Source organism: Dactylococcopsis salina PCC 8305 (genome assembly GCF_000317615.1).
Classification (GTDB): domain Bacteria; phylum Cyanobacteriota; class Cyanobacteriia; order Cyanobacteriales; family Rubidibacteraceae; genus Halothece; species Halothece salina.
Map to the genome: position 1 here is coordinate 1,593,796 of NC_019780.1, position 24,869 is coordinate 1,618,664.

Below are 24,869 nucleotides of genomic sequence, written 5' to 3' on the forward strand. Positions count from 1 at the left end.
ATAGCTAATTGTCTTATGCTTTCTGCGTTATTACTGGTTAATCCTCATTCTCGCATGGGAAAAGAAAACCTCCCTCTCCTTAAGTCTCACTTACAAAATTTGGGTTTCCAATTACTAGAAAGAAGTAGTGAAAATCCCCATGATATACCACAACTGATCATTGATCATCAACATGATGTTGATTTAGTCATCATTGGTGGTGGTGATGGTACGCTTAACGCTGCGATCGCAGGCATGATTAGCACAAAACTCCCTCTAGGTATTCTACCATTAGGGACTGCGAATGACTTAGCTCGCACTTTAGGAATTCCCCAGACGTTACCGCAAGCGTGCGAAGTGATTGCTAAGGGAAAACACCAATTGATCGATTTAGGAAAAGTTAATGATCAGTATTTCTTCAATGTGGCGAGTTTAGGATTAAGTGTTGATATTACAAACCAACTCACGAAATCAGCGAAACGGCGCTGGGGAGTCTTGGCTTATGCGATTACTGCGGTTAAAGTGTTATTAAAATCTCGCCCCTTTTCCGCAAAAATCCATCATCAGGGGGAAATTATAAAAGTGAAAACGGTTCAAATTGCGATCGGGAATGGTCGCCATTACGGCGGCGGAATGACCATTGTCCATGATGCCGCAATTCACGACCAACGGTTGGATTTATACAGTTTGGAAATTAGACATTGGTGGGAAATGATTAAATTATTACCGAGTTTTCGATCGGGGCGCTATCCGAAAAGAAAGGTGCGTTTATTAGAAGGAACAGAATTTTTTATTGAAACTAAAAAGCCTCGATCGATCAACACCGATGGCGAAATAACCACCAAAACACCAGCAAAATTTGAAGTGATCCCACAAGCCTTAAAAGTAATTGTTCCTTGTGAATTAAGTTGATTATATTAGTCAGCGAGATTTAGAGGCTTGATGGCGTAGCTTCGAGAAAAACTAAGACAAAATCAGGGATAATATTAAAATTCGAGTAGATTTCCCTTTTTCTAGATGTCCTTTGATAATCTCTGTAAACTCTTATCGGAAAAATATCCCACCAATTTTGCCAGTTGGGTACTGAATGCACCACAAACCGATGTGGAAGTTCTCAAAACCGAACTCAGCATTGAACCGATTCGCGCTGATTCCGTCACCTTCTTACAACTCCAAGGACGGATTCTGCATTTAGAATTTCAAACCCAACTGCAATCAACGCCACCGCTTCCTTTACGAATGCTAGATTATTGGGTGCGCCTCTATCGCTTGTATCGCTTACCGATTACCCAAGTGGTGGTTTTGTTACTCCCACCTCCTGAAACTCAGGTGATTGAAACCCGTTTTACCCTCGAAAATACTCAGCATCAATATCGAGTGATTCGACTGTGGGAAGAAAATCCAGAGTTATTTCTCCATGATCCCGCCTTGTTACCCTTAGCACCCTTAACAGCAACCAATGAACCACAAGCATTGTTGCAACAAGTGGTGGAACAAGTCAATGAATTGGAAGGAAATCGAAGAGTAGAAATTTCAGCTTACACGCAAATTGTAGCAGGGTTAAAATATGAGAAAGATTTGGTGAAACGATTATTTCGGGAGGGGATGATGCGAGAGTCAGTAATTTATCAGGACATTATTCGAGAGGGAGAAGAAAAAGGAAGACAAGAAGGAGAACGATCGCTCATTCTACGTCTTTTAACCCGACGAGTGGGAGAGTTACCACAAATGTGGCGCGATCGTGTCAATAGTCTCTCTCTGGAACAATTAGAAAACTTGGGAGAAGCGTTACTCGATTTTCAGGGAATTGGAGATTTAGAAGACTGGTGGGATCAATCGAAGTAAAATCTCTCTGATATTCTGTAGCAATTTTCTCGATCGAAGCTGCGAGTATTGGTCAAATTTTCCGCGCTATAATAGTCCTTTTGACTGACTAGAACGCAAATTTATATGAAAATTGCAATTACTGGCGGCACTGGCTTTGTTGGTACACGCTTAATCCAGAAACTCTCTAACAGCGAACACAATCTGGTTGTCTTCACTCGCGACAAACAGCGAGGAGAACGCACCTTCCCTAAAAAAGCCTTTCCCAACGTGGAGATCGTCGAATACAATCCACTTCAAGCGGGATCATGGCAAAATGAAATTGCTAATTCAGACGCGATCGTAAACCTTGCGGGTGCGGGGATTGCGGATCAACCTTGGACACCAGAACGAAAACAAGAAATCCTCGACTCTCGTCTTGAAACCACTAAATACATTGTCGAAGCCATTAAACAAGCCGACACCAAACCGCAAGTTTTAGTCAACGCTTCTGCTGTTGGTTATTATGGCACAAGCGAAACCGCAACTTTTGATGAAACCAGTGGCGTTGGAAACGACTTTCTCGCTTCCGTCTGTCAAAAATGGGAAGCAACCGCCAAGGAAATCGAAAATACCGAGACACGCTTAGTGATTCTGCGATTCGGAATTGTTTTAGGGGAAGGAGGGGCATTAGGAAAAATGTTAACCCCTTTTCGTTTATTTGCTGGCGGCCCTTTGGGAACTGGTGAACAGTGGTTTTCATGGATTCATCTTGATGATTTAGTGAATTTAATTCAAGAAACTATTAATTCTGCTGCCTATCAAGGAGTTTATAATGCTACTGCACCGAACCCAGTGCGAATGTCGGAATTATGCGAAACTTTGGGGGAAGTCATGCAGCGCCCCTCTTGGCTTCCTGTGCCAGAATTTGCCCTAAAATTACTCTTAGGAGAAGCCGCCCAAGCGGTTTTAGAAGGTCAGAACGTGATTCCGAAACGCACTCAAGAACAGGGGTTTACTTATCAGTATCCCACTCTTAAACCTGCCCTTGCTAATATCGTCAAACAGTGATCAATCAATAAAGAGGAGAAAACCGATGACCGAAACCACCTTACCCAGTCAATATGATCCCAAAGCAACTGAGGCGAAATGGCAAGCGTTTTGGGACAATCAACAGGTATTTCAGGCGCATCCCGAACAGGGAGGAAAACCGTTTTGTATTGTGATTCCTCCTCCCAATGTAACGGGAAGTTTGCACATGGGACACGCTTTTAACACTGCTTTGATTGATGTTTTGGTGCGGTATCATCGGATGCGTGGCGATAATACCCTTTGTCTCCCTGGAACGGATCACGCCAGTATTGCAGTACAGGCGATTATTGACAAACAATTAAGGGAAGAGGGGTTAACTCGGTTTGATATTGGACGGGAGAAGTTTTTAGAACGGGCTTTAGCGTGGAAACAACAGTCTGGTGGCAGTATTGTTAATCAGTTGAAACGGTTGGGGTTGTCGGCGGATTGGTCACGGGAACGCTTTACGATGGATGAAGGGTTATCCCAAGCGGTTCGATCGGCGTTTGTAAAGTTATATGAAGAGGGGCTGATTTATCGCGGGAAATATATGGTCAACTGGTGTCCTGCTTCTCGTTCCGCAATTTCTGACCTTGAGGTAGAGAATAAAGAAGTCAATGGTCACTTGTGGCATTTTCGTTACCCGTTGAGTGATGGTAGTCGCGCGATCGAGGTTGCCACTACCCGACCGGAAACGATGTTAGGAGATACCGCCGTCGCTGTCAATCCCAACGATGAACGCTATCAGGACATGATTGGGAAAACAGTAACCTTACCGTTAATGAAACGAGAAATTCCCATTATCGCAGACGAATATGTTGACTCCTCTTTTGGCACGGGCTGCGTTAAAATCACCCCTGCCCATGATCCCAATGACTTCGCCATGGGAGAACGCCACAACCTCCCGTTTATCACCGTAATGAACGAAGATGGGACAATCAATGAGAATGGAGGAGAATTTGTCGGACAAGATCGGTTTGAAGCGCGGCAAAATGTGGTGAAACGGTTGGAAGAAGAAGGCTGTTTAGTCAAAGTGGAAGATTATGTTTCTACTTTACCTTATAGCGATCGAGGCAAAGTTCCCATTGAACCGCTGATTTCCACCCAGTGGTTTGTGAAAATTGACCCCTTAGCGAAAACTGCACTGAACCGTCTCGATCAGGAAAACTCTCCCTATTTTGTGCCGCAACGTTGGAGAAAAGTTTATCGTGACTGGTTAGTCAAATTAAAAGACTGGTGTATCTCCCGACAACTGTGGTGGGGTCATCAAATTCCAGCATGGTATGTTATCAGCGAAACCAATGGCGAAATTACCGACGAAACTCCCTATTTTGTCGCCCAGAATGAAGACGAAGCCAGAGAGAAAGCCGTTCAAGAATATGGCGAGAATATCCAACTCCAACAAGATGGGGATGCGTTAGATACTTGGTTCTCCTCTGGGTTATGGCCCTTTTCAACGATGGGATGGCCGGAAAACACGGCTGACTTAGAGACTTATTTCCCCAATACCACCCTTGTTACTGGGTTTGATATTATCTTCTTTTGGGTGGCAAGAATGACCATGATGTCGGGACATTTCATGGGAGAGATGCCTTTCCGTGATGTGTATATTCATGGTTTAGTGCGAGATGAAAACGGCAAAAAGATGTCAAAATCCGCAGGGAATGGCATTGATCCTCTATTGCTGATTCAAAAATATGGCGCGGATGCCCTTCGTTATACTTTAGTTCGAGAAGTAACGGGTGCGGGACAAGATATTAGCTTACAATACGATCGAGAAAAAGACGAATCGAGTTCTGTGGAGGCTTCCCGTAATTTTGCCAATAAACTCTGGAATGCGTCGCGGTTTGTCTTTATGAATCTCGACGGGAAAACTCCGCAAGCATTGGGAACACCTGATTTAGAAAAGTTAGAAGAAAGCGATCGTTGGATTCTATCTCGCTTCAATCAAACCATCAAAACCACTCGTGAACAAATCGAAAACTATGGTTTAGGAGAAGCGGCGCAAGGATTATATGATTTTGTTTGGGGTGATTTTTGCGATCGATATATTGAGTTAGTTAAATCCCGTTTGAATGATAAAAATCAGGAAGAATCCCGTTTAGTTGCCCAACAAACTCTTGCTTATATTTTAGAAGGGATTTTAAAGTTACTTCATCCTTTTATGCCTTATGTTACCGAAGAAATTTGGCATACTCTAACCGAACTTCCTGACCAAAGTTTAGCGTTACAACCTTATCCCGAAGTGGATGAGATATTCCCAAAAATCAAGACAACTGGGGAACAAGAAACGCTCTGGAAACAACTTCAAAAACAGATTGATGCCTTTCCTCAACAACTGAATTTATCTGCTGTAACTTGGTTAGGAGTTGCTGTTTTTGGTTTCTTTCTGATTAACATTCTCTTTGCTTTTGTTCTTACTTTAGAACAGTTCCCCTTGCTACCGAGTTTCTTAAAACTGATTGGCGTGAGTTACACAGGTTGGTTTATTTATCGGTATCTCCTGACGCAAGAAAAACGGCAGAATTTACGCGAAATTATTAATAACACTAAAGCAGAATTAGTGGGAGATACTTCTATTTCTCAAGCATCGATCGAGCAACAAAAAACATTAATTAATCCCGAATTAGAACAGGAATTCGAGTTAATTTTCGGTGCAATTTATACGATTCGGAATCTTCGCGCTGAAGCTGGAATTAAACCAGGGATGAAAGTAGATGTAATTTTGCAAAGTGAGAACTCGCAAGAACGGGAAATTTTAAGTAAGGGAAAAACCTACATTCAAGACTTAGGAAAAGTCGAGAATTTAACCGTAACTGCTGCAGTTGAGGAAGACAAACAGCAACAAGTCATCGCTGGTGTTGTGGGAACAGTACAAGTTTTAATTCCCCTTGCTGGTTTAGTTGATGTGGAAGTTTTACGGAATAAATTAGAGAAGAATCTGGATAAAATTGAAGGAGAAATCAAATCCTTACAAGGTCGTTTAAGTAACGAAAAATTCATCAGTAAAGCACCAGAAGAAGTGGTACAAGGAGCAAAAGATGCGTTAGCAGAAGCAGAAAAACAACAGTCCATTTTGAAAGATAGACTGGAGAAACTTTAAACCCATTCTGTAGTTATCGTAGGGTTTGCCTTGCCCACCCTACAATCATTTGTGGTCTGTGATCACCGCTCAATTAGACTTCCCAGAATCCCATGTAGGTTGGGTGAAATCAAATGTAACCCAACATCGAATCAGTTATCGTCGGGTTTGCCTTGCCCACCCGACCATCATTTGTGGTCTGTGATCACCGCTCAATTAGACTTCCCAGCGATTCGCTAACGATTCCCATTTCTTCCATTGTTTCCTTTAAAGAAGACTGAAAACCCTTCACATCGGAACCATAACCGCAAAGCTGCGCGACGTTACTTAATCCTTGATTGACGTTGGGTTTGGCACAATTAATTAATTCTTCACCTGTGAGGGGATATTCTCCCGACAGTAATTTCGCTTTGGACTCTCCCCAAAAAGCGCTGAGTGTACAAAATTGCTGTTCTCCTTCCGTTTTGATTGACCAACGATAGAGAATCTCTGGAGATTGGGGATTCACTCCTACTTCTAGTAATTTTGCTCCCATGTAGTAATTCATTTTTTTTAACTCTTGTTGTCTTACTGACAAGGGCTGGTCTTTTTGAATGGTACGTTCTAGATGTGCTTGCGTTGATTTACCCATTTATCAATGATTCTAGATTGCGAGAAAACTCTCCAACTAATCTCCAGTTGGGAGTGAATCGAAACGGAGAGGGAGGGATTCGAACCCTCGAGGAGGCGTAAACCCCCTAACGCCTTAGCAGGGCGCCGCTTTCAACCACTCAGCCACCTCTCCAAGATTGCGTTATGAGACGATTACTTATTGTAGCGGATTAATTGTTGAGTGTCAAAGCCTAATGGGAATTAATTTTTCCCGCCGTCCGCAGAATTTGTGCGGCGAGAATGGCAGCCCCAAACCCATTATCAATGTTAACTACACCAATTCCAGCAGCACAAGAGTTCAGCATTGCTAAAAGTGGGGCAACTCCTTCAAAACTAGCCCCGTAGCCAATGCTCGTGGGAACGGCAATCACTGGACAATCCACCATTCCAGCCACCACGCTCGGAAGTGCGCCTTCCATACCAGCGACGACAACTAAGACGTTGACTTGGTTTAAAAGTTCCCGATGACTCAATAAACGGTGAATCCCTGCGACACCGACATCCCAGAGCCGATCGACCCGAAAACCGCACAGTTGAGCAGTGAGGGCGGCTTCTTCAGCGACGGGAATATCGGCAGTTCCTGCGGTGACAACGCCAATTTTTCCCAGTTGGGGAGGGGGAGGCGTGGTTTCTAAAACACAGATGCGAGGGATCGGATGATATTTTAATTCTCGAATTTGAGTTTTAATTTGTTGATAAACTGGGCGATCGATGCGAGTTGCCATAATAATATTTGCTCGATCGTCGCGCATTTTCAGCATGATTTTTGCAATCTGATCGGGGGTTTTCCCTGGTCCCCAAATCACTTCGGGAAAACCGGTTCTTATAGCGCGATGATGATCAACTTTAGCAAACTCATCAATGGATTCAAAGTCCAAATTTTTGAGTTTTTCGGCTGCGATTTCTGGAGAAATTTCACCAGTAGCAACGGCGTTTAGTAGTGCTTTTAATGTTTGTGATTCCATTTAGTTATTATCTAAAATACTCCAGTTATTGCTACTCTCCTTTTAATTCCCCCAAGATTGGGGGTTAGGGGGCTGAACCAGATTGGGGGTTAGGGGGCTGAACCAGATTGGGGTTAGGGGGGCTGGATGATCTTATACCATTTTGAAGAGTTGGTGCTACGGTATCGACTACTTAAGCCCCCAACCCCCCAAGTTTGGGGGGCTTAAATGTAACTTTACTTTTCCAAAATGGTATTAATTCTGAATTTTCAACTCTTCAATGTTCCAAAATGTTCCTCCTAACGCCGAGTATTCTATTCCTTGAATGCGATCGCGCGCTGCTGCTAAAGCGAGAGGATTAACTAAATAAATATAGGGTAAATGTTCTTGAACAATGTCTTGTGCTTCTGCGTAAAGTGCTTTCCGTTTACTTTCATCTAACTCTCTTGACGCTTGAATATAAAGAGATTCAATTTCCTTTTCCCACTCTCTCACTTTTCTCCCTTCTAGGGATTGATTTCTAGGACGCGCCGTTTGATTAAAAGTGTGTAAATTGCCATCAGTGCGCCATAAATTAATCCCAAAATGAGGTTCATTACCACCTGTAAATCCTAATAAATGACATTCCCAATCTAAAGAATTAGAAAGTTTATCTACCAAAACATTAAACTGAATCGGAGTAAAATCAACAGTAATTCCTAATTTTGCTAAATCTTGTTTAATTTGCGCTCCCATTGCTTCTCTTGTCTTATTTCCCGCGTTGGTAATTAACGTAAAGCGCACTCGATTTCCTTCTGAGTCTAATAATTGTTCTTCTTCATTATATTGAAAACCAGCACTTAATAATAACTCTTTCGCTTTTTCTAAATCATAACCATAGCTTGTTACCTCTTGATTGTAGTAAGGAGATTGCACCGAAATCGGTGAGTTTTGTTTCTCTCCTAAACCTCGAAAAATGTTATTAATCATTTGTTCGCGATTAATTCCATAAGCCACCGCTTTTCTAAATTCAAGGGTATTAAACCAACGAGATTTTATGGGATCAACAAGCGGTTTTCCGTCTCGACTTCCTGTATTTAAGTTAAATCCGATAAAATTAGTTCCGTATTGAGGCCCCCCATTATAAATGGTAAAATTCCCCCGATCTTCTTCTCTTTTTAACAATGAGAAATATTCGGGAGTTACGCTAATTGAGTCTAAGCCACCAGAACGAAATTGTAATAACGCTGTGTCTTGATTTTCGACAATTTGCCAAACTACTCGATCGATGTAGGGGAGTTGATTTCCTAGTTCATCTTTTTCCCAGTAATAAGGATTTTTTTCAAAGATAACTCGCTCACTGGTGGAATAACTTGCTAACCGATAACGACCATTCACAATAATATTTTCAGGAGGAGTATCCACGCCCCATTTTGATAAGAAAACGGGTGTTCCTTCCGAGTCAGTTTGTTCCACTGATTCCTTTAAAGCGTGTTTTGGCAGAATTGAAATCCCTGTACTTTGTAAAAACGGCGCAAAGGGTTCGGGAACGGTAAATTTTACCCTTTTCCCATCCACTTTTTCCACCGTAGGAAACGCCCCACTTTCTCCAATTCTTAAGCTATCTCTCGTATTATTGGGAATCTTAGGATTGAGAATTAAATCATTATAAGTAAATACCACATCATCCGCCGTTAACGGTTCACCGTCTGACCATTTTAAGTTGTCACGGAGGGTAAAGGTAATTTCTTTTTTATTGTCAGAAATTTCCCAAGATTTTGCTAAAGCGGGTTCAATTTCTCCAGTTAAAGGATTTTGATCTACTAATCCTTCATAAGTGAAACCAAAGACATTGGGAGATTCTTGGGAGAGGATTGCGTTAAAGGTTTTCGGGTCACTTAAAATTGCCTGTACCACTTGCGGCACATCGGACGCAGTGCTTTCAATAATTGCAGGATTACAAGCGGTAAGAAAACTTATTAGAACGGAAAAAAGAAGAGAAACTAGGAAGTTATTACGACGTTGAGATAACATTTTTTGTAGTTGTTTGATTTAAGTAGTACGGGAAATTAAAGCTCGATCGATGATCTTGCCATCTTGATTAATCCCTCGAATTGCCATTTGATCCGCATAGAGATCATAAGCAACAAAACTCAATTGACTGGTGGCGTAATCTGTCCAATCTGATTGTCCCACAGGACGTAATTTTGCTCCAGCCCCACAAGTTAAATAAGTAGTTCCGTTAATGGGTTGAGTGCGTTCATAATGATGTTCATGTCCATTAATATAAAGTTGAACTTGATGGTGTTTAAATAAAGGAGTGAGTTGGGAAACTAAACGTTGATTCACCCCATAAACACCAGAGGAATAAATGTTATGATGTCCAAAGACAATTTTCCAGGGGGCGCTAGACTGGCTCAATTGTTCATCTAACCATTCGAGTTGATGATCCCAGTCAGCATTGCGGTTGGTATCGAGGGCAAAAAATTGGACAATTGAGCGCGTAAAGGTGTAGTATCTTCCCTGCATATTAAATAAGGGATATTTGACTTCTTCTGTCCCGTTTTTGATGCGAAGATCATGGTTTCCTAAACAGGCGTAAAATTTAACGTTTTCTTGCAATAAAGGCTGATAAGGACGTTCAAAAACGGCTTCGATTTTCTCGATTTCGCCGTTATTATAAATGTTATCTCCAGCTAAAAGCGCGATCGGAAAAGGAGATTGACGATAAAATTTTGTCATTGCTTTTGCTACTGCATATTGTCCGCTGTTTCCCGTTCCTGTGTCCGCAAGGGAAACAAAACGTAATCTGGGTTCATAGTTGGGCAGATCAAGATCAGAGATTTCTTGAGCGTTAGCAAGATTAAAATTAGGCAGTTGAGTGGTAATAATACCGCCAATACCTGTAATACCAAGCAGGGTTAAAAGTTCGCGTCGGTTCATAGTACAATGATTTTGATTTGAATTTAATATTAATTGCAGACAGTAGAGATGTTTTAGAGAACGTCTCTACAAAATAACAAAAATAACAATTATGGATATTATTCCAGCGATCGATATTTTAGGGGGAAAATGTGTGCGTCTCTACCAAGGGGATTATAATCAGGTAGAGGTGTTTAACGATCGAGCGGTGGCAACGGCTAAACATTGGGTGGAACAAGGGGCGACCCGATTACATCTAGTAGATTTAGATGGGGCAAAAGCGGGAAAACCCATGAATCAACGCACGATCGCCGAAATTGTGGAAACGGTTGTTATTCCTGTACAAGTCGGGGGCGGCTTGCGCGATCGAAGCAGCATTGCGGAACTGATCTCTCTCGGGGTGAATAATGTGATCGTCGGGACGATCGCGGTAGAAGAACCAGAATTAGTGAAAGCCCTCTGTCAAGAATTTCCGCAACAGATCACGATCGGGATTGATGCTCGTAACGGAAAAGTTGCAACCAGAGGCTGGTTAGAAACCTCGGAAGTAATGGCGAAAGACTTAGCGCAACAAATGGCAAATCAAGGCGCAGCAGCGATTATTTACACCGACATTCACCGTGATGGCACATTAACCGGCCCCAACCTAGACGCATTACGAGACTTAGCGGAAAACGTCTCCATTCCCATCATTGCATCGGGTGGCATTAGTTCTGTCACCGATTTACTCAGTTTACTCTCTCTTGAACCTTTAGGGGTGACTGGCGCAATTTTAGGTCGATCGCTTTACGCCAATAAAATAGACTTAAAAGAAGCCGTCGAAGCGGTGGGAAATGGACGTTTACAAGATGTTCCCTTTGGTGATGACTTCTCCACCTTTGCTTAACTAATGTTCAACAAAAGGCGTAGCGTGGGTGAAATAAAATGTAACCCAACATTTACAGTGATCAGTTACCAAATAACCAATAACGAATAACGAGTAACTAATAACAAAATATGATAACTGATTTTTGGGTTAAAACCAGTGGGACATGGATTAATGTTTTAACTGTGCTTATCGGAACAATTATTGGGTTATTACTTAAGCAACGACTTCCGCCAAAAATTAAGGAAATTATACCTCAAGGAATTGGATTATTAACGCTTTGGCTCGGTTTTTCTATGGCGGAAGAATTATCGAATGTAGAAGTTAGAAATATGCCAGGGGCAATTTTAGGGTTAATTTCAATGATTATCGGGGGTGGGTTAGGAGAATGGTGGAAAATTGAGGAAAGATTAAACGGAATTGGTGATTTTTTAAAAAAACGTTTCCGTCATTCTGGACAATTTACAGAAGGATTTGTTGCTACCAGTATTTTGTTTTGTGTGGGTCCTGTTGCGTTAGTAGGAAGCATTAATAATGGACTTTTAGGAGACAATACTTTACTGGTTTTGAAAGCAACTATGGACGGAATTTCTTCCATCCCTTTTGCGAGTCGTTATGGAATTGGCGTTGGTTTTTCTGTGTTAGTAATTATCCTTTATCAAGGAGGGATTTCTTTACTTGCTGGACTTTTTGTTTCTAACCTAAATGATCCGACAAATCATCCTCTGATTTTATTAATTACAGGAATTGGAGGGTTAATGATTTTAGGAATTGGCTTAAATTTATTAGAAGTGGCAAAAATCAGGGTAGCTGCTTTTCTTCCAGCTTTATTAATTCCCCCAATTTTATTATTATTTATTGGTTAAAAACACCATCATAAATGTCTGGTAAAGCAACTTCTACAGCTACTGATTTTAATCGTATAACTTCGCTAAACTCTTCTAAAATATGCAAATTCCATTCCTTCGCATTTTCTCGCTGATAAACCATTACCGAACATCTTTCTTGATCTACTAAAACATATTCTTGTAGCGTTTCTAAACTGCGATAAAAACGGAATTTTTGTCCTTGATCATAATCTCTGGTTGAGTTAGATAAAACTTCAAAAATCACAACGGGATTCGTAATTGTAGTCTGACTCTCTTCATAATAAATGGGTTCACCTGCTAAAATCATTACATCGGGATAGGTAAACACATTAACAATGGGTATCCATAACCGCACGTTTTCAGAGTAAAATCGTTTTCCTTGTTTTCGTAAAGTGGGTTTCAGTAAAACAGATAAATTTGTTATTAATTCATTATATTTTGTTGTTCCTCCAGCCATCTGTCTAATTTCTCCATTAATAAACTCATGGCGATTTTCTGCTTCTAATTCCAACGCTAGATATTCTTTCGGTGTATAAACTTTTGGTGCTAATTGTGTAACCATAACAAATTAGTAATCAATTATTTTTTATTTCATATTAACGATTATAACCTTCGTTTTATCTTCAGCCCCCTAACCCCCAATCTTGGGGGAATTTCAATAACTGGTAACTCTGGAAAACTGGAATTTTTCATCATTAGCTATTCGTCATTGCTTCAGCTAAATGTTTTTCTAATGTCGTTTGGGGAAGGGGTCCTTTTAAGTGTGACCAAGGCAAAATTTGTGTGGTTTCCCAGTTTTGATGAACATAGTATTCTAGGGGGGGAAGTTGTCCTTTTAATTCTTTGAATGCTCGTTTATAACTTCCTACAGAATCCCCATAATGACGGGTTAATTCTAATAAGGGGGTTAAGCGTCGATCGCCCCTTGAAATGAGGGTTTGGATCACTGACCAATTATAGCTTTCGGGCCGAAAATCGATGCCGCGCGATCGAAGTTTTTTTTGTAAATAATTCAAGCGTTTTTTACTGTCTTTATTCACGCCAAACCATTGAAACGGTGTATGGGATTTCGGAACAAATGTGGAACAACCGAGGGTTAATTTTAAGCTGGGTGCGGCTTTTCTAAGGTTTGCCATCATTTCGATCGTTGCGTCGATATCGGCTTCTTTTTCCCCAGGAATCCCCACCATTCCATATAATTTTAGCGCTTTTAATCCCCCTGCTTCTGCGTTAATTGCCGCTTGGATAATTTCCTCGTTGGTGAGTTTTTTGTTGATGATATTACGGACGTTTTCTGAACCACTTTCTACAGCAATGGTAATCGATCGAGCGTCTCTCGATGCTAAAATTCTCGCCAATTTTTCGGTAACGGTATTGGTTCGCACGGAAGAAACACTCAACCGAATATCGTCATAATCGGGACGGGATAAATAGTCTAATAAGTCATTAAATTCAGGATGTTGGGTTACTGACGCACCCAATAAACCGAGACGATTAGTTACTTTTAATCCCGCTTCGATCGAGGGAATTAATGACCCTTCTAAACTTGCTTTTCGGAAGGGTAAAGTGAGATAACTTGCCAAACAAAAGCGACACATTTCTGGACAACTTCGCACCACTTCCACCATATAAATATTTTCCCAAGCTGCATTTTCCGTGACAACAGTAGAAGCAGAAAGTGTATTGCCGCGATAGGTTTGTTTTTGCACTTCTGAGGGAATATCAGCATCAATGGAAGTAATATTTGTAATCATTCCCTCTGGCGAATCATAAGTGATCTCATAGAAACTCGGAACATAAATGCCAGGAATTTGAGCTAATTTTTTTAGTTTCGTTTTGCGATCGTCGCCTCGCACCTGTTTACAAGTTTCAATTAAATTGGGAAGTAACTCTTCTCCATCTCCCAATAAAATTAAATCAAAAAAAGTGGCAAATGGTTCAGGATTTGCTGTTAAAACTGGTCCGCCACCAAAAATTAAAGGATGTTCTTCTCCTCTTTCCTCACTATGAAGGGGAATCGCAAATGATTCTAATAAATTTAAGATATTAATATAATCTAACTCCCAAGAAACAGAAAACCCAAATAATTCAGGATGACGGGGTAAAGATTCTTGGATATCAGTAAAAACCCGACTCACCGCAACATCTTCACGAGTGGCTAAGGTCGCCCAAATTACTTGATAACCTAAACTGGTAATGCCAATATTGTAAGTATTGGGAAAGGCAAAAATAACAGGAAGTGCGTTGTTTTCTGGTGAAGCTGGGGTAAATAAAAGACGTTCTTGAGAAAAGACACTCACAGTAAAATAATTGTTAGTTTATTGTCCAATTTCGATCTTAACTAAATTCTATAGCAGTTTTATCAAAGCGTAAGTTGGGTTGAGGTAATGAAAATCAACAGCAACAATAAGGGTGTTGTTGGGTTTCACCCAACCTACAATTCTAAAGCCCCCCTTTCAAAGGGCCGGAGCGAAGTGAGGATTGGGGGGATAAACTGTAACCTAACTTCTTAGAAATGGTATAAGTTGGGTTTCACCCAACCTACAAGTCAGGTTTAGATAGGGGTGTTGGGTTTCACCCAACCTACAATTCTAAGTTGGGTTTCACCCAACCTACAATTCTGATCTAAGTTGGGTTTCACCCAACCTACAAGTCATGGAACGTCTTTGTGTTGTGTAATGTCTTTATAATTAGTAATTAAGTGATGAGGGGTGAGTCGTGAAAAGCAATCGAGAGAGAGGACGGTTTTTAAAGCATATCATCTCATCCGCGATCGGTGTTTTTTCGGTGTTGATTATGGAAAATGCGATCGCAGCGGAACGGATTAATATTCGCATTGGACCTCTAGAACGTCAAATTTTAGTCAGAGATTTAGAAACCTATGGGAGAACTGGAAATGTTCCCCCTTCGCTACGTTTATTAAAACCATTACTAAACTCAGATGTGCAAAAGTTATTAACTCGGAAATTAGAATTTGATCAAGAAGTGGTCGATCGATTTGTTTTTGGGACGCTGAGATCACAACAAATTGAACCCCTTATGGAACAATTACAAACTGCTTTTCCCGAAGCTGATCTCGAAGAACTCATGGTGGGATTATATCTCGCGTTTCAACGGGGAAATGGTTTAAGTCTCCTTGATTTTATTGTGGCGTATCCCGAAGAAACGTTAACCATTGATGGGACAGCTGTGATCGCTTTGGGGGTACAATTAAATTTATCTTATCTGCAAAGTCAACTCTTAGCCCCGATTTTAGCCCAAGAATTAAAAGTAGAATATAACACTGGCTTCTCTCCTACTTTTGACCCCACTGCGTCGGGAAATGTTGCTTTCAATGAACGAACTTTTATCTTTCGAGATCGTCAGCGCGATCGAAAAATTTTGGCGGATTTCTACCTACCAGAAGGTCAAAATGGGTCTTTAGTGGTGTTATCCCATGGTTATGCTGCTAACCGCCGTTTTTTAATCTATTTAGCGCGACATTTAGCCTCCTATGGCTTTACTGTCGTTTCCTTAGAACATCCTGGGAGTAATATCGATCTTCTCACAGACCAAGAATTTACCATTGATCCAGGAGAGTTATTGTCACCGCAAGAATTAATCGATCGTCCTCAAGATATCAGTTTCTTACTGGATCAACTGGATCGATTCAATCGTTATTATGGTAGCCTACGCAATCAATTTAACACCGAAAATGTTACTGTGATCGGTCATTCGTTGGGAGGTTATACGGCTTTAGCCTTAGCGGGAGGAGAGTTAGACTTAAAGGCGGTGCGTCGTTTTTGTCGGGATGTTACTCCCCTTGGACGATCTCCTGCAGACTGGTTACAATGTGCTGGGGCGAGATTACCTGATAGTACCCTAAATTTGCGCGATCGGCGCGTTAAAAGTGCGATCGCCCTTAATCCCATGATTAGCCATCTTTTCGGCGAGAAAGGACTAAAAAAGGTGACAATTCCCACAATGATTCTCAGTAGCAGTGAAGACGCGATTACGCCCACTCTCACTAATCAGTTAAAACCCTTTACTCAACTTTCTGGTGATAAGTATTTGCTAACCGCCCTCGGTGCAACTCACATGAGTGTTACGGATCGCAGTAACTTAAACAGTGTGATGGGGAAAAATACCTTAGTGCCAGAATTAATGGGAAAAAGCGCTGAACCTCTCCGCAGTTGGATTCGTGGGGTTAGTCTGGCTTTCCTCAAACAGGATAGTACAGAAGCGAAGCAATATCAACCCTTTTTAACCCCAGAATACGCACAGTTTATTTCCACTCCCGAGTTGTCGTTTCGTTTCACCAGAGAAGTTCCGGCGCGATTAACGCCTTGGTTACAAGGAATTGACTGGACTCGTCAACGATTGCTAGTTAGACAGTCTGCGCCCGATCGCGCCCCGAAATCACAGTTTAATCTCAACTTTTCACGGAAAAGAGAAATTGATCAATACTGTCGAGGAGAGTTAGAGGAAATTTTGACCATCAATGTCGATCGAATGTTTCCCTCTTAAACTCGTTTTAATAGGTTTAATCCGTGTGTATCCGTTCCACAAGTGTTAAACAAATTATACTGTTCGCTAAGTGCTTTCACCGTTGCGGTTTTGTGGGGAGTCGGTGTCCAAGGGGAAACATTTTTATAAGCATAGTAGGTTTCTACTCCATCAATTCCCAGCGCCACTGCTTCTGGAATTAACTCTGTTGCGGGTTTTTGATATCTTTCGGGATGGGCTAATACCACTAAACCACCCGCTTGATGAATCGCAGCAATCACGCGATCGGCGCCTGCATTCAGTTTAACAGGGGCATCTCCTTGTAAGTAGGGAACGATCGCGCCATGATGAGGATTAAACCCATAGCCCAAAATGTGAACCTCTGTGTTTAACAAAAGTGAGGTGATTTCCACCCCTGTCCACAGTTGGGGGAGAGATTGACCACTGGTTTGATGACTTTGTAAATAATTGTGGGCGATTTCATAGCCTTTTACGGTATGGTGGTCAGTAATCGCCAGTCCTCTTAATTTTAATGCTAAAGCCTGATCAATCACGGATTCGGGTTGCAATTGTCCATCAGAATGAACCGTGTGTAAATGGAAATTGTAAATATGAGGACAACTATCAGCATCGATCGTGCGCCAAATTGCTTTCAGGGTTTCTACATTCTGTGTCGGTAAATTGGAAGTGGTTTGGGGGAAAAAGTAAGTTGTCGGCATGATAATTTTCAATAATGGCGTTAATTGCTAGTGAGTGAGCCGATAATTGTTGAGCAATATTACAAATTCTTCCCTTTAACCTTAGCAAATCTTTTTAATTTTGTTCTCTATAGGAGGAAATGGTGACTCAGAATATCTTAATTATTGGCGGTAACGGGAAAATTGGTCGCTGTGTGGCGCGAGATATAAGTCAGCAAACTGAAGCAAAAGTAACCATTACGGGGCGTAAATCTTCTCCTTACCGTGATTTCCCTTTTTTATCCCTCGATTTGAATGATTTAGCAACGATTCAAAAGACAATTTATAATTATGATTTAGTGGTTCATGTGGCTGGACCCTTTCATCATCGGGATGGTCGGGTTTTAAACTGCTGCCTTGAAGCTGGGGTGAATTATATTGATGTTAGTGACCATCGATCGTTCCATCAACAAGCAGTTAACTATCATCAACTCGCATCAAAAGCGGGAATAACGGCGATTTTACATACAGGCGTTTTTCCTGGCATTTCTAACTTAATGGCGCGAAAAGGTGTAGAAATGCTTGATACCGCCGACTCTATTCATTTATATTATTTAGTTGCGGGTTCTGGTGGTGCTGGGTTAACGGTTATGCGAACGACTTTTTTAGGATTAAAATCCCCTTTTTCCGTCTGGATTAACGGCAAATGGGAAGAAAAATCTCCCTACACCGATCAAGAAATTGTCAACTTTCCTCACTATGGAAACGCAGGAGTTTATTGGTTTGATGTTGCTGAAACTTACACACTTCCTCAGTCGTTTCCCGTGAATACAGTGGTTACTAAATTTGGTTCGCTTCCTGATTTTTATAACCATTTAACTTGGATTAGCGCCCATCGTTTCCCCTCATGGATTTTACAAAACTCGATCGCCTTAGAAGGGCTTTCTCGCTTGAGTTTAGCCATGGCAAAAGTTACTGATTTTTGGAGTGGGATCGGAATTGCGATCTGTGCAGAAGTGAAGGGATGGAAAGACGGGAAAAAACAAACCTGTAACTTAGAATTTTACCATGAAAACACCTCGATCGCAGTGGGAATAGGAGTAGGAAGTATCGCCCAATTATTATTAAAGCAAGAGATTAAACAACCTGGAGTTTGGTCAGTTGAACAAATTGTCAACAGCGATTTATTTGATAAAATAATGACCGAAAGAGGACTTAAAATTAAGGCTTCAATTGCGCCTGATTCTGAATAATTTGTTCACAACTTTCCACAGAAGCGCCTTGTCTCATCACCTTAATTAATGTCTGGTAAGCCTCCTGATTGCGTTCAATTAAGGATTTCGCCTGTAACGTCGACCATTCTTGTTTCTGTTTCCGTTGACTTGGAGGATAGCCTAATTCCTTCAAAATTGCTTGCAGCTGCGATCGATCGTCTTCTCCTCCTTCCGCGTTACCATAAGATAAAATCTCCGCCGCCATTCCAGCACACCAAACCGTACAAAATCGGTCTAACATTAAATTAATTTGATTTGGTTTTTGTCCTCCCTTTTCTAAAGCCGTCGTATCAAATTGTACACCTCCTTTTCCTGGTTGTTTTTGACGAAAAGCCTCCCAAGCGGTGAGACTATAACCTGTAATTGGAATCCCTAAAAAATAAGCAGCAAGAAAATGTCCAGCCTCATGGTGTAACACTCTTTCCCGTTGTTCCGCCGTAGAAAATAAATCAAGAAAAAGCGTAACCCCGCGATTATTCCAAGTTAACGTATCAAAAGTAAGTAACCCCATAATGATAAACGTAATTCCTGCGGGAAAAACCACTGGAATATTCAAAATTGGGGCAAATAAAGCAAACATCGTCATGGCAAAAATGCCAATTGCGATTAAATTAAGACTGATAGACTGCATAATAACTAAGTGTAACCCAACACCATCAATTCTACTACTGTGGGGTGTTGGGTTTCGCAAACTTCACCCAACCTACTACTTATGAAAAATGTTGGGTTTCGCAAACTTCACCCAACCTACTAATTCCCCTAACCGTAGGTTGGGTGAAACGAAGTGTAACCCAACATCATCAATTCTACTACTGTGGGGTGTTGGGTTTCGTCTTCTCCACCCAACCTACATTTGCTAAGATTATTATAATTATGACAAGTAAAAACAGGATCAGAAAATGAACTCATTTCAACAAATTGTTGAATCCGTCGAAAGTTTACCTTTAGAAGATCAGGAAATTTTGCTTGAATTTCTGCAAAAAAAGATACAAGAAAAACGAAATGATCAAGTTAAACAGGAGATTTCAGAAGTTCGCGAAGAATTTGCTAAGGGGAACGTTAAATGGGGATCAGTTGATGACTTTTTAGGAGAGTTAGAACAACCATGAAAATTGGCTGGACTCCCAAATCATTGCGTTCTTTTAAGCGTTTAATTCGCAAAAATCCTCATCTCATACCTCTTCTTGAAAAAACTTTAAAGCAACTATCCGAGAACCCTTTTCACCCTACCTTACGCACTCATAAACTCAAAGGTGAGTTAGAAGAAATTTGGTCTTGTTCAATTAACTATCAGTATCGCATTCTATTTGAATTCGTTAGGAATACCCAAGAGGAAGATGCGATTTTATTACTGAATTTAGGAACACATGATGAAGTATATTAAAAGATAAATAGTAGATTAGGCAAAACCAAGTGTAACCCAACATCATCAATTCTACTACTGTGGGGTGTTGGGTTTCGTAAACTCCACCCAACCTACTACTTATACCATTTCGATCAACTGGCGCTACACACCGATCCACTAAAGCCCCCCTTTCAAAGGGGGGTTGGGGGGATAAACTGTAACCTAACTTTTTAGAAATGGTATTATGGAAAATGTTGGGTTTCGCAAACTTCACCCCATCTACTACTAAAAAATTCCCCTCCACTAGGAAGGGGAAAATTAATCTTTCAAACTTGAATCATCGATCGACCGATCCCATAATCACATCAATGCTTCCTAAAATTGCCATAATATCAGCAACTTTCATGCCCTTTAAAAGGTGAGGAAGAATCTGTAAATTATTAAAATCAGGGGCGCGAATTTTCCAACGCCAGGGGAAAACATTATCATTTCCCACTAAAAAGATGCCCAATTCTCCTTTTCCACTTTCCAAGCGAACATAATGTTCTCCTTCAGGAATTTTGAATGTAGGCGCCATTTTCTTGGCAATATATTGATAGTCAAAATCGTTCCATTGCGATTTTTTCCCTTCTGCCATCCGTCGCGCTTCTAGGTTCTCATAGGGGCCGCCTGGAATGCCAGCACAAGCCTGACGAATAATTTTAAGAGATTCTCGCATTTCTCGCACGCGCACGAGGTAACGCGCAAAACAATCACCTGCGGTTTCCCAGTGAATCTCCCAATCAAAATCGTCGTAACATTCGTAATGGTCAACTTTCCGTAAGTCCCATTTTACCCCAGACCCGCGTAACATCGGACCGGATAATCCCCAGTTAATCGCTTCTTCACGGGTAATAACACCAATTCCTTCTAAACGACGACGGAAAATCGGGTTATTGGTGATTAGCTTTTCGTATTCATCTACTTTCTCAGCGAAATAATCGCAGAAGTCGATACATTTATCTAACCATCCATAAGGTAAATCAACCGCAACTCCTCCCACACGGAAGTAGTTATTATTGATTAATCGGGACCCACTGGCAGCTTCCCAAAGGTCGTAAATCAGTTCCCGTTCGCGGAAAATGTAGAAAAATGGCGTTTGTGCGCCCACATCCGCTAAAAAGGGTCCTAACCACAGTAAATGGTTGGCAATGCGGTTTAATTCGAGCATGATCACACGGATATATTGAGCGCGTTTGGGAACTTCAATATCCGCGAGTTTTTCTGGTGCATTAACGGTAATCGCTTCGTTGAACATTCCCGCCGCATAATCCCAACGACTCACGTATGGAACGTACATCACGTTTGTCCGATTTTCCGCTATTTTTTCCATTCCTCGATGGAGATAACCAATGACGGGTTCACAATCTACCACGTCTTCCCCATCTAGGGTGACGATGAGGCGGAGAACACCGTGCATTGAGGGATGGTGAGGTCCCATGTTTAACACCATGGGTTCGGTTCTAGTTTCGATCTTTGCCATGATTATGAGGTTTTTCCTTGTGGTTTCACGTCTGCGCGGTGACGATCTTAAAAATGTTTCATTCTCTTAACCATTATAGGGAGCAATGTTGCTCCTAACTGCTACCGTCGAGAGGTAAGTTGTAAAAAGACGGTGGCTTTTCTGACTCCAGTTTCTGTTCCTTCGCTGGCAAGGGTTAAAATTTGAAGATGATCAAATAGGGGTTTTCCCGCCAGTTCAATGATCCGAATGAGAGGGAATTGTTGTTCGAGGAGAGGTTGGCTTTTTTCCCAGTCGAGATAGAGATAGCCGTCGTTTTCTGGGGGTAACTGTGCGATCGCGCTTTGGAAGGCTTCACGATTGATCAATGAGTCTTCATCTTTAGTGATACCTTGGGAAATGGCTTCTATAGATGTTCCAAACACTTGGTAATTCTCCATTTTCCCATGAATTCCTTTTACTTCTGCATTCAAACGGACGGGATTTTTTTTCGGGTTAAAGTTAACATGATTCGCATTGGGTTTAATCACTGTCCAAGCGGTGACTTGTTGTTCTCCTAACTTCAAATTACCGACGCTATAGCCCTCTTGTTTCGCTTTTTCGTCTAATTGCTCGATCGCGCGTTTTGTCGCTTCTGGGGCGACAGTTTCCGCCACAAATACCCAATTTCCTTCTTTTTCCGCTTCTGTGGGGAGTAACGCCACCGCATACTCTCCTTTTACCCAGGGAAAAATCTGATCAGGGATTGAAATCCCTAATCGTTCCTGTAAACTGGCTTCTAATTGTTGACTCACCGCAGTCGTTGACTCATCCACAGCTAACTGTTGCCAACTGTTCCACAATTGATTTAAATCCACACCAGCGGCGGTGAAAACGCTATCACTGGGAATATAGTTTAAGGCGTTTATCGGTTGAGTCAAAGCGGGATCGCGGTTTTCTTCTCCTCCTATTCCTAACAATGCGGTTTGGGTTTTTAAGCCATCGGGAGTGAGAGAAACCCCAGCTGTGAGGGTGGGTTGATTGTCTTGTAGGGGAAGCGCTGGTTGTTGGGTAATCCAAGCCGCAACGGCGGGTAAGTTTAAGTAAAGTTGACCAATGCGAGGATTGGTGATGGTTTTTTGTGCTTTTTGGTAGGGAAGCGCCTGTTCTAAACTTAAACTGGGAACTTGAATGTTGTTAATGGCTTCTCGTAAAACTTTCGGATGGTTGGCAAATAAGACATGATCACCGACAACAGCGCTGGCTAACGCTCCCGCATTGGGATCAGGGTTGGTTTGTAACGGACGACGATAGGTAATGTTGATCCCTTTGTAGCGTTCAAAAACTAAATCGGTGTTGGGAGAAACCGCTTGACGGGAATAATAGGCTTGTAGAAATTCTCTCGCTAATTCTTGATCGTCGGTGGTGGTGACAAGAAGATAGCCTGGTTGAACGCCGTTGGTGCGATCGCGATCGAAGTCTAAAGCGGTAACAGCGAGGGTGATTTCTTCTCCTAACCAGGGTTTAATGTCTCGATCGTAATCTAGTTGACGACTGGCGAGAAATTGTGATTTAATGCGGTCTAATTCTTGACGGGAGCGCGATCGAATCTGTAATGGCGCTCTTAACTGCCGATAGGCTTCTAATCGATCGACATCCACCACCAAAGAAGCCATAATCGGTGCTTGTTTCGACACAAATTGAGCCGCAGTGGGGGATTGAACTACGCCGCCTTTTTCATAAATTAAGGGACTTTTTTGTAATAACCAGTTGAGACTTACGGCAAAAAGTGCCAAGAAAATAAGAGATGCTGTGATTAAAGTAAGTAAAAAAGAACGAAACTTCATATTTAAAGTCAATAATGATTATTTTTTCTAGCATCTACCATTATTTCAGGAATAGGACGTTCCTCTTCCCCTGACGTTAAGAAAAATGCGATCGCCAGACGATCTCAGTATTTCACCAGTTATAGTGATTCCAAATAAAAAACAGCAGATCAAAGGTAGTGGGAGCATCTTGCTCCCTAGTAGCAGCCAAGATGGCTGCACTACGGATCTGAACACTCAGTAGAACACATGGGAGACAATCTCACGGGTGCTGGAGAAGGAGACGATGAAGTTGTCATTGTAAACTTAAAAAAAGTCCCCGATGAGGTGGCGAAATTAGTCTTTGTTGTTACGATTTATGATGCGGATCAACGTCAACAAAACTTTGGACAAGTAGAAAATGCTTTTGTGCGCGTGGTTGATGTAAAAAGTAAAGAAGAAGTGTTACGGTACGACTTAACCGAAGACTACTCGATCGAAACGGCGCTAATTATGGCTGAACTTTATAAAAAAGATGGACAGTGGCGTATGAGTGCGGTTGGCGCTGGTTACGAAGGTGGTTTACAAGCAATTTTAAATCGTTATTATAACTAGAAAAAAATGGGAATTAATCTACAAAAGGGACAACGGATTTCACTGAAAAAAGAAGCACCTAGCTTAAAAAAATTGATGTGTGGTTTAGGTTGGGATGTGGTCGATCGATCTAGCGGTTTGACTTCAATGTTTAAGGCCGATTATGATCTAGATGCTTCGGTTTTATGTCTAGATCAAAATGATAAGCTCAAAGGCAATTCTAACGTCGTTTATTTTGGTAATCTCAGCCATCAATCAGGCGCAATTACCCATCTTGGGGATAATCTCACAGGAGAAGGAGAAGGGGATGATGAACAAATTATTGTTGATTTACCGAATGTTCCCGCAGAAATTTCTAAATTAGTATTTGTAGTTAATATCTATGATGCAGTGAAGCGCAAACATGATTTTGCTCAAGTAGAAAATGCTTTTGTGCGTTTAGTTGATGTGTCTAATAATCAAGAAATTGCTCGTTATACCCTTTCTGGAAATGATTATCAAGGAAAAACCAGCATGATTTTAGGGGAAGTTTATCGCCAAGATGACGAATGGAAAATGGCAGCAATTGGCAATGGTTTAGAACTGAACGGGTTACAAGAAGTCGTTAATCATTATTTGTAGCGTTAGTTACACCGAAGTCGTCCAAGCAAAGCGCGATTGGACAGCGTTTTCAACGTAACAACTCGTGATCAGCCCGATCGCGTTGAAATGGCTAACTTAAACCGAATGCCAGGGGCGACTCCCAAAATGGCAGATCAGCAATGGTATAAAGTTGATTATCTTAAACATTTAATCAGTCGATACCACTCGCGCCGCGATCGCGCCTTATCATTGACCCCGGCATTGGCTTCGGGAAAACCGCCGAATAAAACTTAGAATTATTACGCCAGTTGCATCAGTTTCAAACCTTAGGTGTCCCGATCTTAATTGGAACCTCTCGCAAAAGTTTTATTGGCAAACTTCTCAATGCAAGCGATCCTAAAAAACGAGTCTGGGGAACCGCTAGCACCTGTTGTGGCGCGATCGCGCCTTTTTCAGCAAACC

At 41.5% G+C, this 24,869-nt stretch carries 22 protein-coding genes, 1 tRNA gene and 2 pseudogenes; 14 read left to right on the plus strand and 11 right to left on the minus strand.

All coding sequences use genetic code 11. The features are described 5' to 3' along the window. Nucleotides 1-15: 15 nt before the first annotated feature. The 4 genes from DACSA_RS07935 (at nt 16) to DACSA_RS07950 (ending at nt 5,956) form a co-directional block, all read left to right on the plus strand. The gene (locus DACSA_RS07935) at nt 16-891 is read left to right on the plus strand and encodes a lipid kinase (RefSeq protein WP_015229256.1); all 876 of its coding nucleotides are present in this window, start codon (nt 16-18) and stop codon (nt 889-891) included. 105 nt (nt 892-996) lie between these two features. After that, on the plus strand, nt 997-1,824 hold the full coding sequence (locus DACSA_RS07940) for a DUF4351 domain-containing protein (protein ID WP_015229257.1): 828 nt from the start codon (nt 997-999) through the stop codon (nt 1,822-1,824). 105 nt (nt 1,825-1,929) lie between these two features. Beyond that, nucleotides 1,930-2,853: a thylakoid membrane protein ThyD gene (gene thyD / locus DACSA_RS07945; RefSeq protein WP_015229258.1), complete on the plus strand. Its 924-nt coding sequence runs from the start codon at nt 1,930-1,932 to the stop codon at nt 2,851-2,853. A 25-nt stretch (nt 2,854-2,878) separates the two neighbouring features. Beyond that, complete coding sequence (locus DACSA_RS07950; protein WP_015229259.1) at nt 2,879-5,956, plus strand: valine--tRNA ligase; 3,078 nt, start codon at nt 2,879-2,881, stop codon at nt 5,954-5,956. 184 nt (nt 5,957-6,140) lie between these two features. Here DACSA_RS07950 and DACSA_RS07955 read toward each other — a convergent pair whose 3' ends face one another. From DACSA_RS07955 to DACSA_RS07975, 5 genes are all read right to left on the minus strand, one after another. Continuing rightward, the gene (locus tag DACSA_RS07955; protein WP_015229260.1) at nt 6,141-6,566 is read right to left on the minus strand and encodes a hypothetical protein; all 426 of its coding nucleotides are present in this window, start codon (nt 6,564-6,566) and stop codon (nt 6,141-6,143) included. Nucleotides 6,567-6,630: 64 nt separating this feature from the next. Beyond that, nucleotides 6,631-6,719: transfer RNA gene (locus DACSA_RS07960), tRNA-Ser, on the minus strand. A 58-nt stretch (nt 6,720-6,777) separates the two neighbouring features. Continuing rightward, nucleotides 6,778-7,551, minus strand: coding sequence for a nickel pincer cofactor biosynthesis protein LarB (gene larB / locus DACSA_RS07965; protein ID WP_015229261.1), 774 nt, complete (start codon nt 7,549-7,551; stop codon nt 6,778-6,780). Nucleotides 7,552-7,785: 234 nt separating this feature from the next. Beyond that, nucleotides 7,786-9,543: an ABC transporter substrate-binding protein gene (locus DACSA_RS07970; RefSeq protein WP_015229262.1), complete on the minus strand. Its 1,758-nt coding sequence runs from the start codon at nt 9,541-9,543 to the stop codon at nt 7,786-7,788. A gap of 18 nt (nt 9,544-9,561) precedes the next feature. Further along, complete coding sequence (locus tag DACSA_RS07975; protein ID WP_015229263.1) at nt 9,562-10,452, minus strand: metallophosphoesterase; 891 nt, start codon at nt 10,450-10,452, stop codon at nt 9,562-9,564. 91 nt (nt 10,453-10,543) lie between these two features. Here DACSA_RS07975 and hisA point away from each other — a divergent pair, with 91 nt between their 5' ends. Beyond that, nucleotides 10,544-11,317 carry a 1-(5-phosphoribosyl)-5-[(5-phosphoribosylamino)methylideneamino]imidazole-4-carboxamide isomerase gene (hisA, locus tag DACSA_RS07980; RefSeq protein WP_015229264.1) on the plus strand — a complete coding sequence of 258 codons (774 nt, stop codon included), beginning with the start codon at nt 10,544-10,546 and terminating at the stop codon, nt 11,315-11,317. Between the two features lie 110 nt (nt 11,318-11,427). After that, nucleotides 11,428-12,162 (plus strand): DUF554 domain-containing protein, encoded by a 735-nt coding sequence (locus tag DACSA_RS07985; RefSeq protein WP_015229265.1) that lies wholly within the window; start codon nt 11,428-11,430, stop codon nt 12,160-12,162. Here DACSA_RS07985 and DACSA_RS07990 read toward each other — a convergent pair. Then, nucleotides 12,152-12,727 (minus strand): Uma2 family endonuclease, encoded by a 576-nt coding sequence (locus tag DACSA_RS07990; protein WP_015229266.1) that lies wholly within the window; start codon nt 12,725-12,727, stop codon nt 12,152-12,154. The two genes, DACSA_RS07985 and DACSA_RS07990, sit on opposite strands and share 11 nt — an antisense overlap. A gap of 133 nt (nt 12,728-12,860) precedes the next feature. Next, complete coding sequence (locus tag DACSA_RS07995) at nt 12,861-14,465, minus strand: B12-binding domain-containing radical SAM protein (RefSeq protein ID WP_015229267.1); 1,605 nt, start codon at nt 14,463-14,465, stop codon at nt 12,861-12,863. Nucleotides 14,466-14,883: 418 nt separating this feature from the next. Here DACSA_RS07995 and DACSA_RS08000 point away from each other — a divergent pair, with 418 nt between their 5' ends. Next, the gene (locus DACSA_RS08000) at nt 14,884-16,671 is read left to right on the plus strand and encodes an alpha/beta hydrolase (protein ID WP_015229268.1); all 1,788 of its coding nucleotides are present in this window, start codon (nt 14,884-14,886) and stop codon (nt 16,669-16,671) included. On the opposite strand, the gene DACSA_RS08005 is transcribed toward DACSA_RS08000, so the two are convergent. Further along, a complete protein-coding gene (locus tag DACSA_RS08005; protein WP_015229269.1) occupies nt 16,668-17,369 on the minus strand; it encodes a PHP domain-containing protein in 702 nt (233 codons plus the stop codon). The genes DACSA_RS08000 and DACSA_RS08005 overlap by 4 nt on opposite strands. 122 nt (nt 17,370-17,491) lie before the next feature. On the opposite strand from DACSA_RS08005, the gene DACSA_RS08010 reads away from it, so the two are divergent. After that, nucleotides 17,492-18,580, plus strand: a complete 1,089-nt coding sequence (locus DACSA_RS08010; RefSeq protein WP_015229270.1) for a saccharopine dehydrogenase family protein — start codon at nt 17,492-17,494, stop codon at nt 18,578-18,580. Here the strand turns inward: DACSA_RS08010 and DACSA_RS08015 are convergent. Next, entirely contained in the window at nt 18,549-19,232 is a 684-nt protein-coding gene (locus DACSA_RS08015) for a hypothetical protein (RefSeq protein WP_041235386.1), read from the minus strand. The genes DACSA_RS08010 and DACSA_RS08015 overlap by 32 nt on opposite strands. 268 nt (nt 19,233-19,500) lie before the next feature. On the opposite strand from DACSA_RS08015, the gene DACSA_RS08020 reads away from it, so the two are divergent. Beyond that, nucleotides 19,501-19,710 carry a hypothetical protein gene (locus DACSA_RS08020; RefSeq protein ID WP_015229272.1) on the plus strand — a complete coding sequence of 70 codons (210 nt, stop codon included), beginning with the start codon at nt 19,501-19,503 and terminating at the stop codon, nt 19,708-19,710. Then, on the plus strand, nt 19,707-19,985 hold the full coding sequence (locus tag DACSA_RS08025; RefSeq protein WP_015229273.1) for a type II toxin-antitoxin system RelE/ParE family toxin: 279 nt from the start codon (nt 19,707-19,709) through the stop codon (nt 19,983-19,985). The genes DACSA_RS08020 and DACSA_RS08025 overlap by 4 nt, the downstream gene beginning before the upstream one ends. A gap of 298 nt (nt 19,986-20,283) precedes the next feature. On the opposite strand, the gene DACSA_RS08030 is transcribed toward DACSA_RS08025, so the two are convergent. Together DACSA_RS08030 and DACSA_RS08035 are read right to left on the minus strand one after the other, a co-directional pair. Next, on the minus strand, nt 20,284-21,468 hold the full coding sequence (locus DACSA_RS08030; RefSeq protein ID WP_015229274.1) for an NAD(P)H-quinone oxidoreductase subunit H: 1,185 nt from the start codon (nt 21,466-21,468) through the stop codon (nt 20,284-20,286). Between the two features lie 101 nt (nt 21,469-21,569). Beyond that, nucleotides 21,570-23,273, minus strand: a complete 1,704-nt coding sequence (locus DACSA_RS08035; protein ID WP_015229275.1) for a DUF3352 domain-containing protein — start codon at nt 23,271-23,273, stop codon at nt 21,570-21,572. Between the two features lie 210 nt (nt 23,274-23,483). Here DACSA_RS08035 and DACSA_RS08040 point away from each other — a divergent pair. The 4 genes and pseudogenes from DACSA_RS08040 to DACSA_RS19025 all read left to right on the plus strand — a co-directional run. Beyond that, nucleotides 23,484-23,846: pseudogene (locus DACSA_RS08040) on the plus strand (TerD family protein); the annotation flags it as partial. A 6-nt stretch (nt 23,847-23,852) separates the two neighbouring features. Continuing rightward, nucleotides 23,853-24,446: a TerD family protein gene (locus tag DACSA_RS08045; RefSeq protein WP_015229276.1), complete on the plus strand. Its 594-nt coding sequence runs from the start codon at nt 23,853-23,855 to the stop codon at nt 24,444-24,446. 36 nt (nt 24,447-24,482) lie between these two features. Next, nucleotides 24,483-24,701 carry a hypothetical protein gene (locus DACSA_RS21445; protein ID WP_041235387.1) on the plus strand — a complete coding sequence of 73 codons (219 nt, stop codon included), beginning with the start codon at nt 24,483-24,485 and terminating at the stop codon, nt 24,699-24,701. After that, nucleotides 24,641-24,853 (plus strand): annotated as a pseudogene (locus DACSA_RS19025) (dihydropteroate synthase); the annotation flags it as partial. The gene DACSA_RS21445 and the pseudogene DACSA_RS19025, both read left to right, overlap by 61 nt. Between the last annotated feature and the right edge of the window lie 16 nt (nt 24,854-24,869).

What these genes read in the sequence shown, in the direction of transcription:
- DACSA_RS07935 (WP_015229256.1), top strand. Translation starts at nt 16, where the DNA reads ATGCTTTCTGCGTTATTACTGGTTAATCCTCATTCTCGCATGGGAAAA.
- DACSA_RS07940 (WP_015229257.1), top strand. Translation starts at nt 997, where the DNA reads ATGTCCTTTGATAATCTCTGTAAACTCTTATCGGAAAAATATCCCACC.
- thyD (WP_015229258.1), top strand. Translation starts at nt 1,930, where the DNA reads ATGAAAATTGCAATTACTGGCGGCACTGGCTTTGTTGGTACACGCTTA.
- DACSA_RS07950 (WP_015229259.1), top strand. Translation starts at nt 2,879, where the DNA reads ATGACCGAAACCACCTTACCCAGTCAATATGATCCCAAAGCAACTGAG.
- DACSA_RS07955 (WP_015229260.1), bottom strand. Translation starts at nt 6,566, where the DNA reads ATGGGTAAATCAACGCAAGCACATCTAGAACGTACCATTCAAAAAGAC.
- larB (WP_015229261.1), bottom strand. Translation starts at nt 7,551, where the DNA reads ATGGAATCACAAACATTAAAAGCACTACTAAACGCCGTTGCTACTGGT.
- DACSA_RS07970 (WP_015229262.1), bottom strand. Translation starts at nt 9,543, where the DNA reads ATGTTATCTCAACGTCGTAATAACTTCCTAGTTTCTCTTCTTTTTTCC.
- DACSA_RS07975 (WP_015229263.1), bottom strand. Translation starts at nt 10,452, where the DNA reads ATGAACCGACGCGAACTTTTAACCCTGCTTGGTATTACAGGTATTGGC.
- hisA (WP_015229264.1), top strand. Translation starts at nt 10,544, where the DNA reads ATGGATATTATTCCAGCGATCGATATTTTAGGGGGAAAATGTGTGCGT.
- DACSA_RS07985 (WP_015229265.1), top strand. Translation starts at nt 11,428, where the DNA reads ATGATAACTGATTTTTGGGTTAAAACCAGTGGGACATGGATTAATGTT.
- DACSA_RS07990 (WP_015229266.1), bottom strand. Translation starts at nt 12,727, where the DNA reads ATGGTTACACAATTAGCACCAAAAGTTTATACACCGAAAGAATATCTA.
- DACSA_RS08005 (WP_015229269.1), bottom strand. Translation starts at nt 17,369, where the DNA reads ATGCCGACAACTTACTTTTTCCCCCAAACCACTTCCAATTTACCGACA.
- DACSA_RS08015 (WP_041235386.1), bottom strand. Translation starts at nt 19,232, where the DNA reads ATGCAGTCTATCAGTCTTAATTTAATCGCAATTGGCATTTTTGCCATG.
- DACSA_RS08020 (WP_015229272.1), top strand. Translation starts at nt 19,501, where the DNA reads ATGAACTCATTTCAACAAATTGTTGAATCCGTCGAAAGTTTACCTTTA.
- DACSA_RS08025 (WP_015229273.1), top strand. Translation starts at nt 19,707, where the DNA reads ATGAAAATTGGCTGGACTCCCAAATCATTGCGTTCTTTTAAGCGTTTA.
- DACSA_RS08030 (WP_015229274.1), bottom strand. Translation starts at nt 21,468, where the DNA reads ATGGCAAAGATCGAAACTAGAACCGAACCCATGGTGTTAAACATGGGA.
- DACSA_RS08035 (WP_015229275.1), bottom strand. Translation starts at nt 23,273, where the DNA reads ATGAAGTTTCGTTCTTTTTTACTTACTTTAATCACAGCATCTCTTATT.
- DACSA_RS08045 (WP_015229276.1), top strand. Translation starts at nt 23,853, where the DNA reads ATGGGAATTAATCTACAAAAGGGACAACGGATTTCACTGAAAAAAGAA.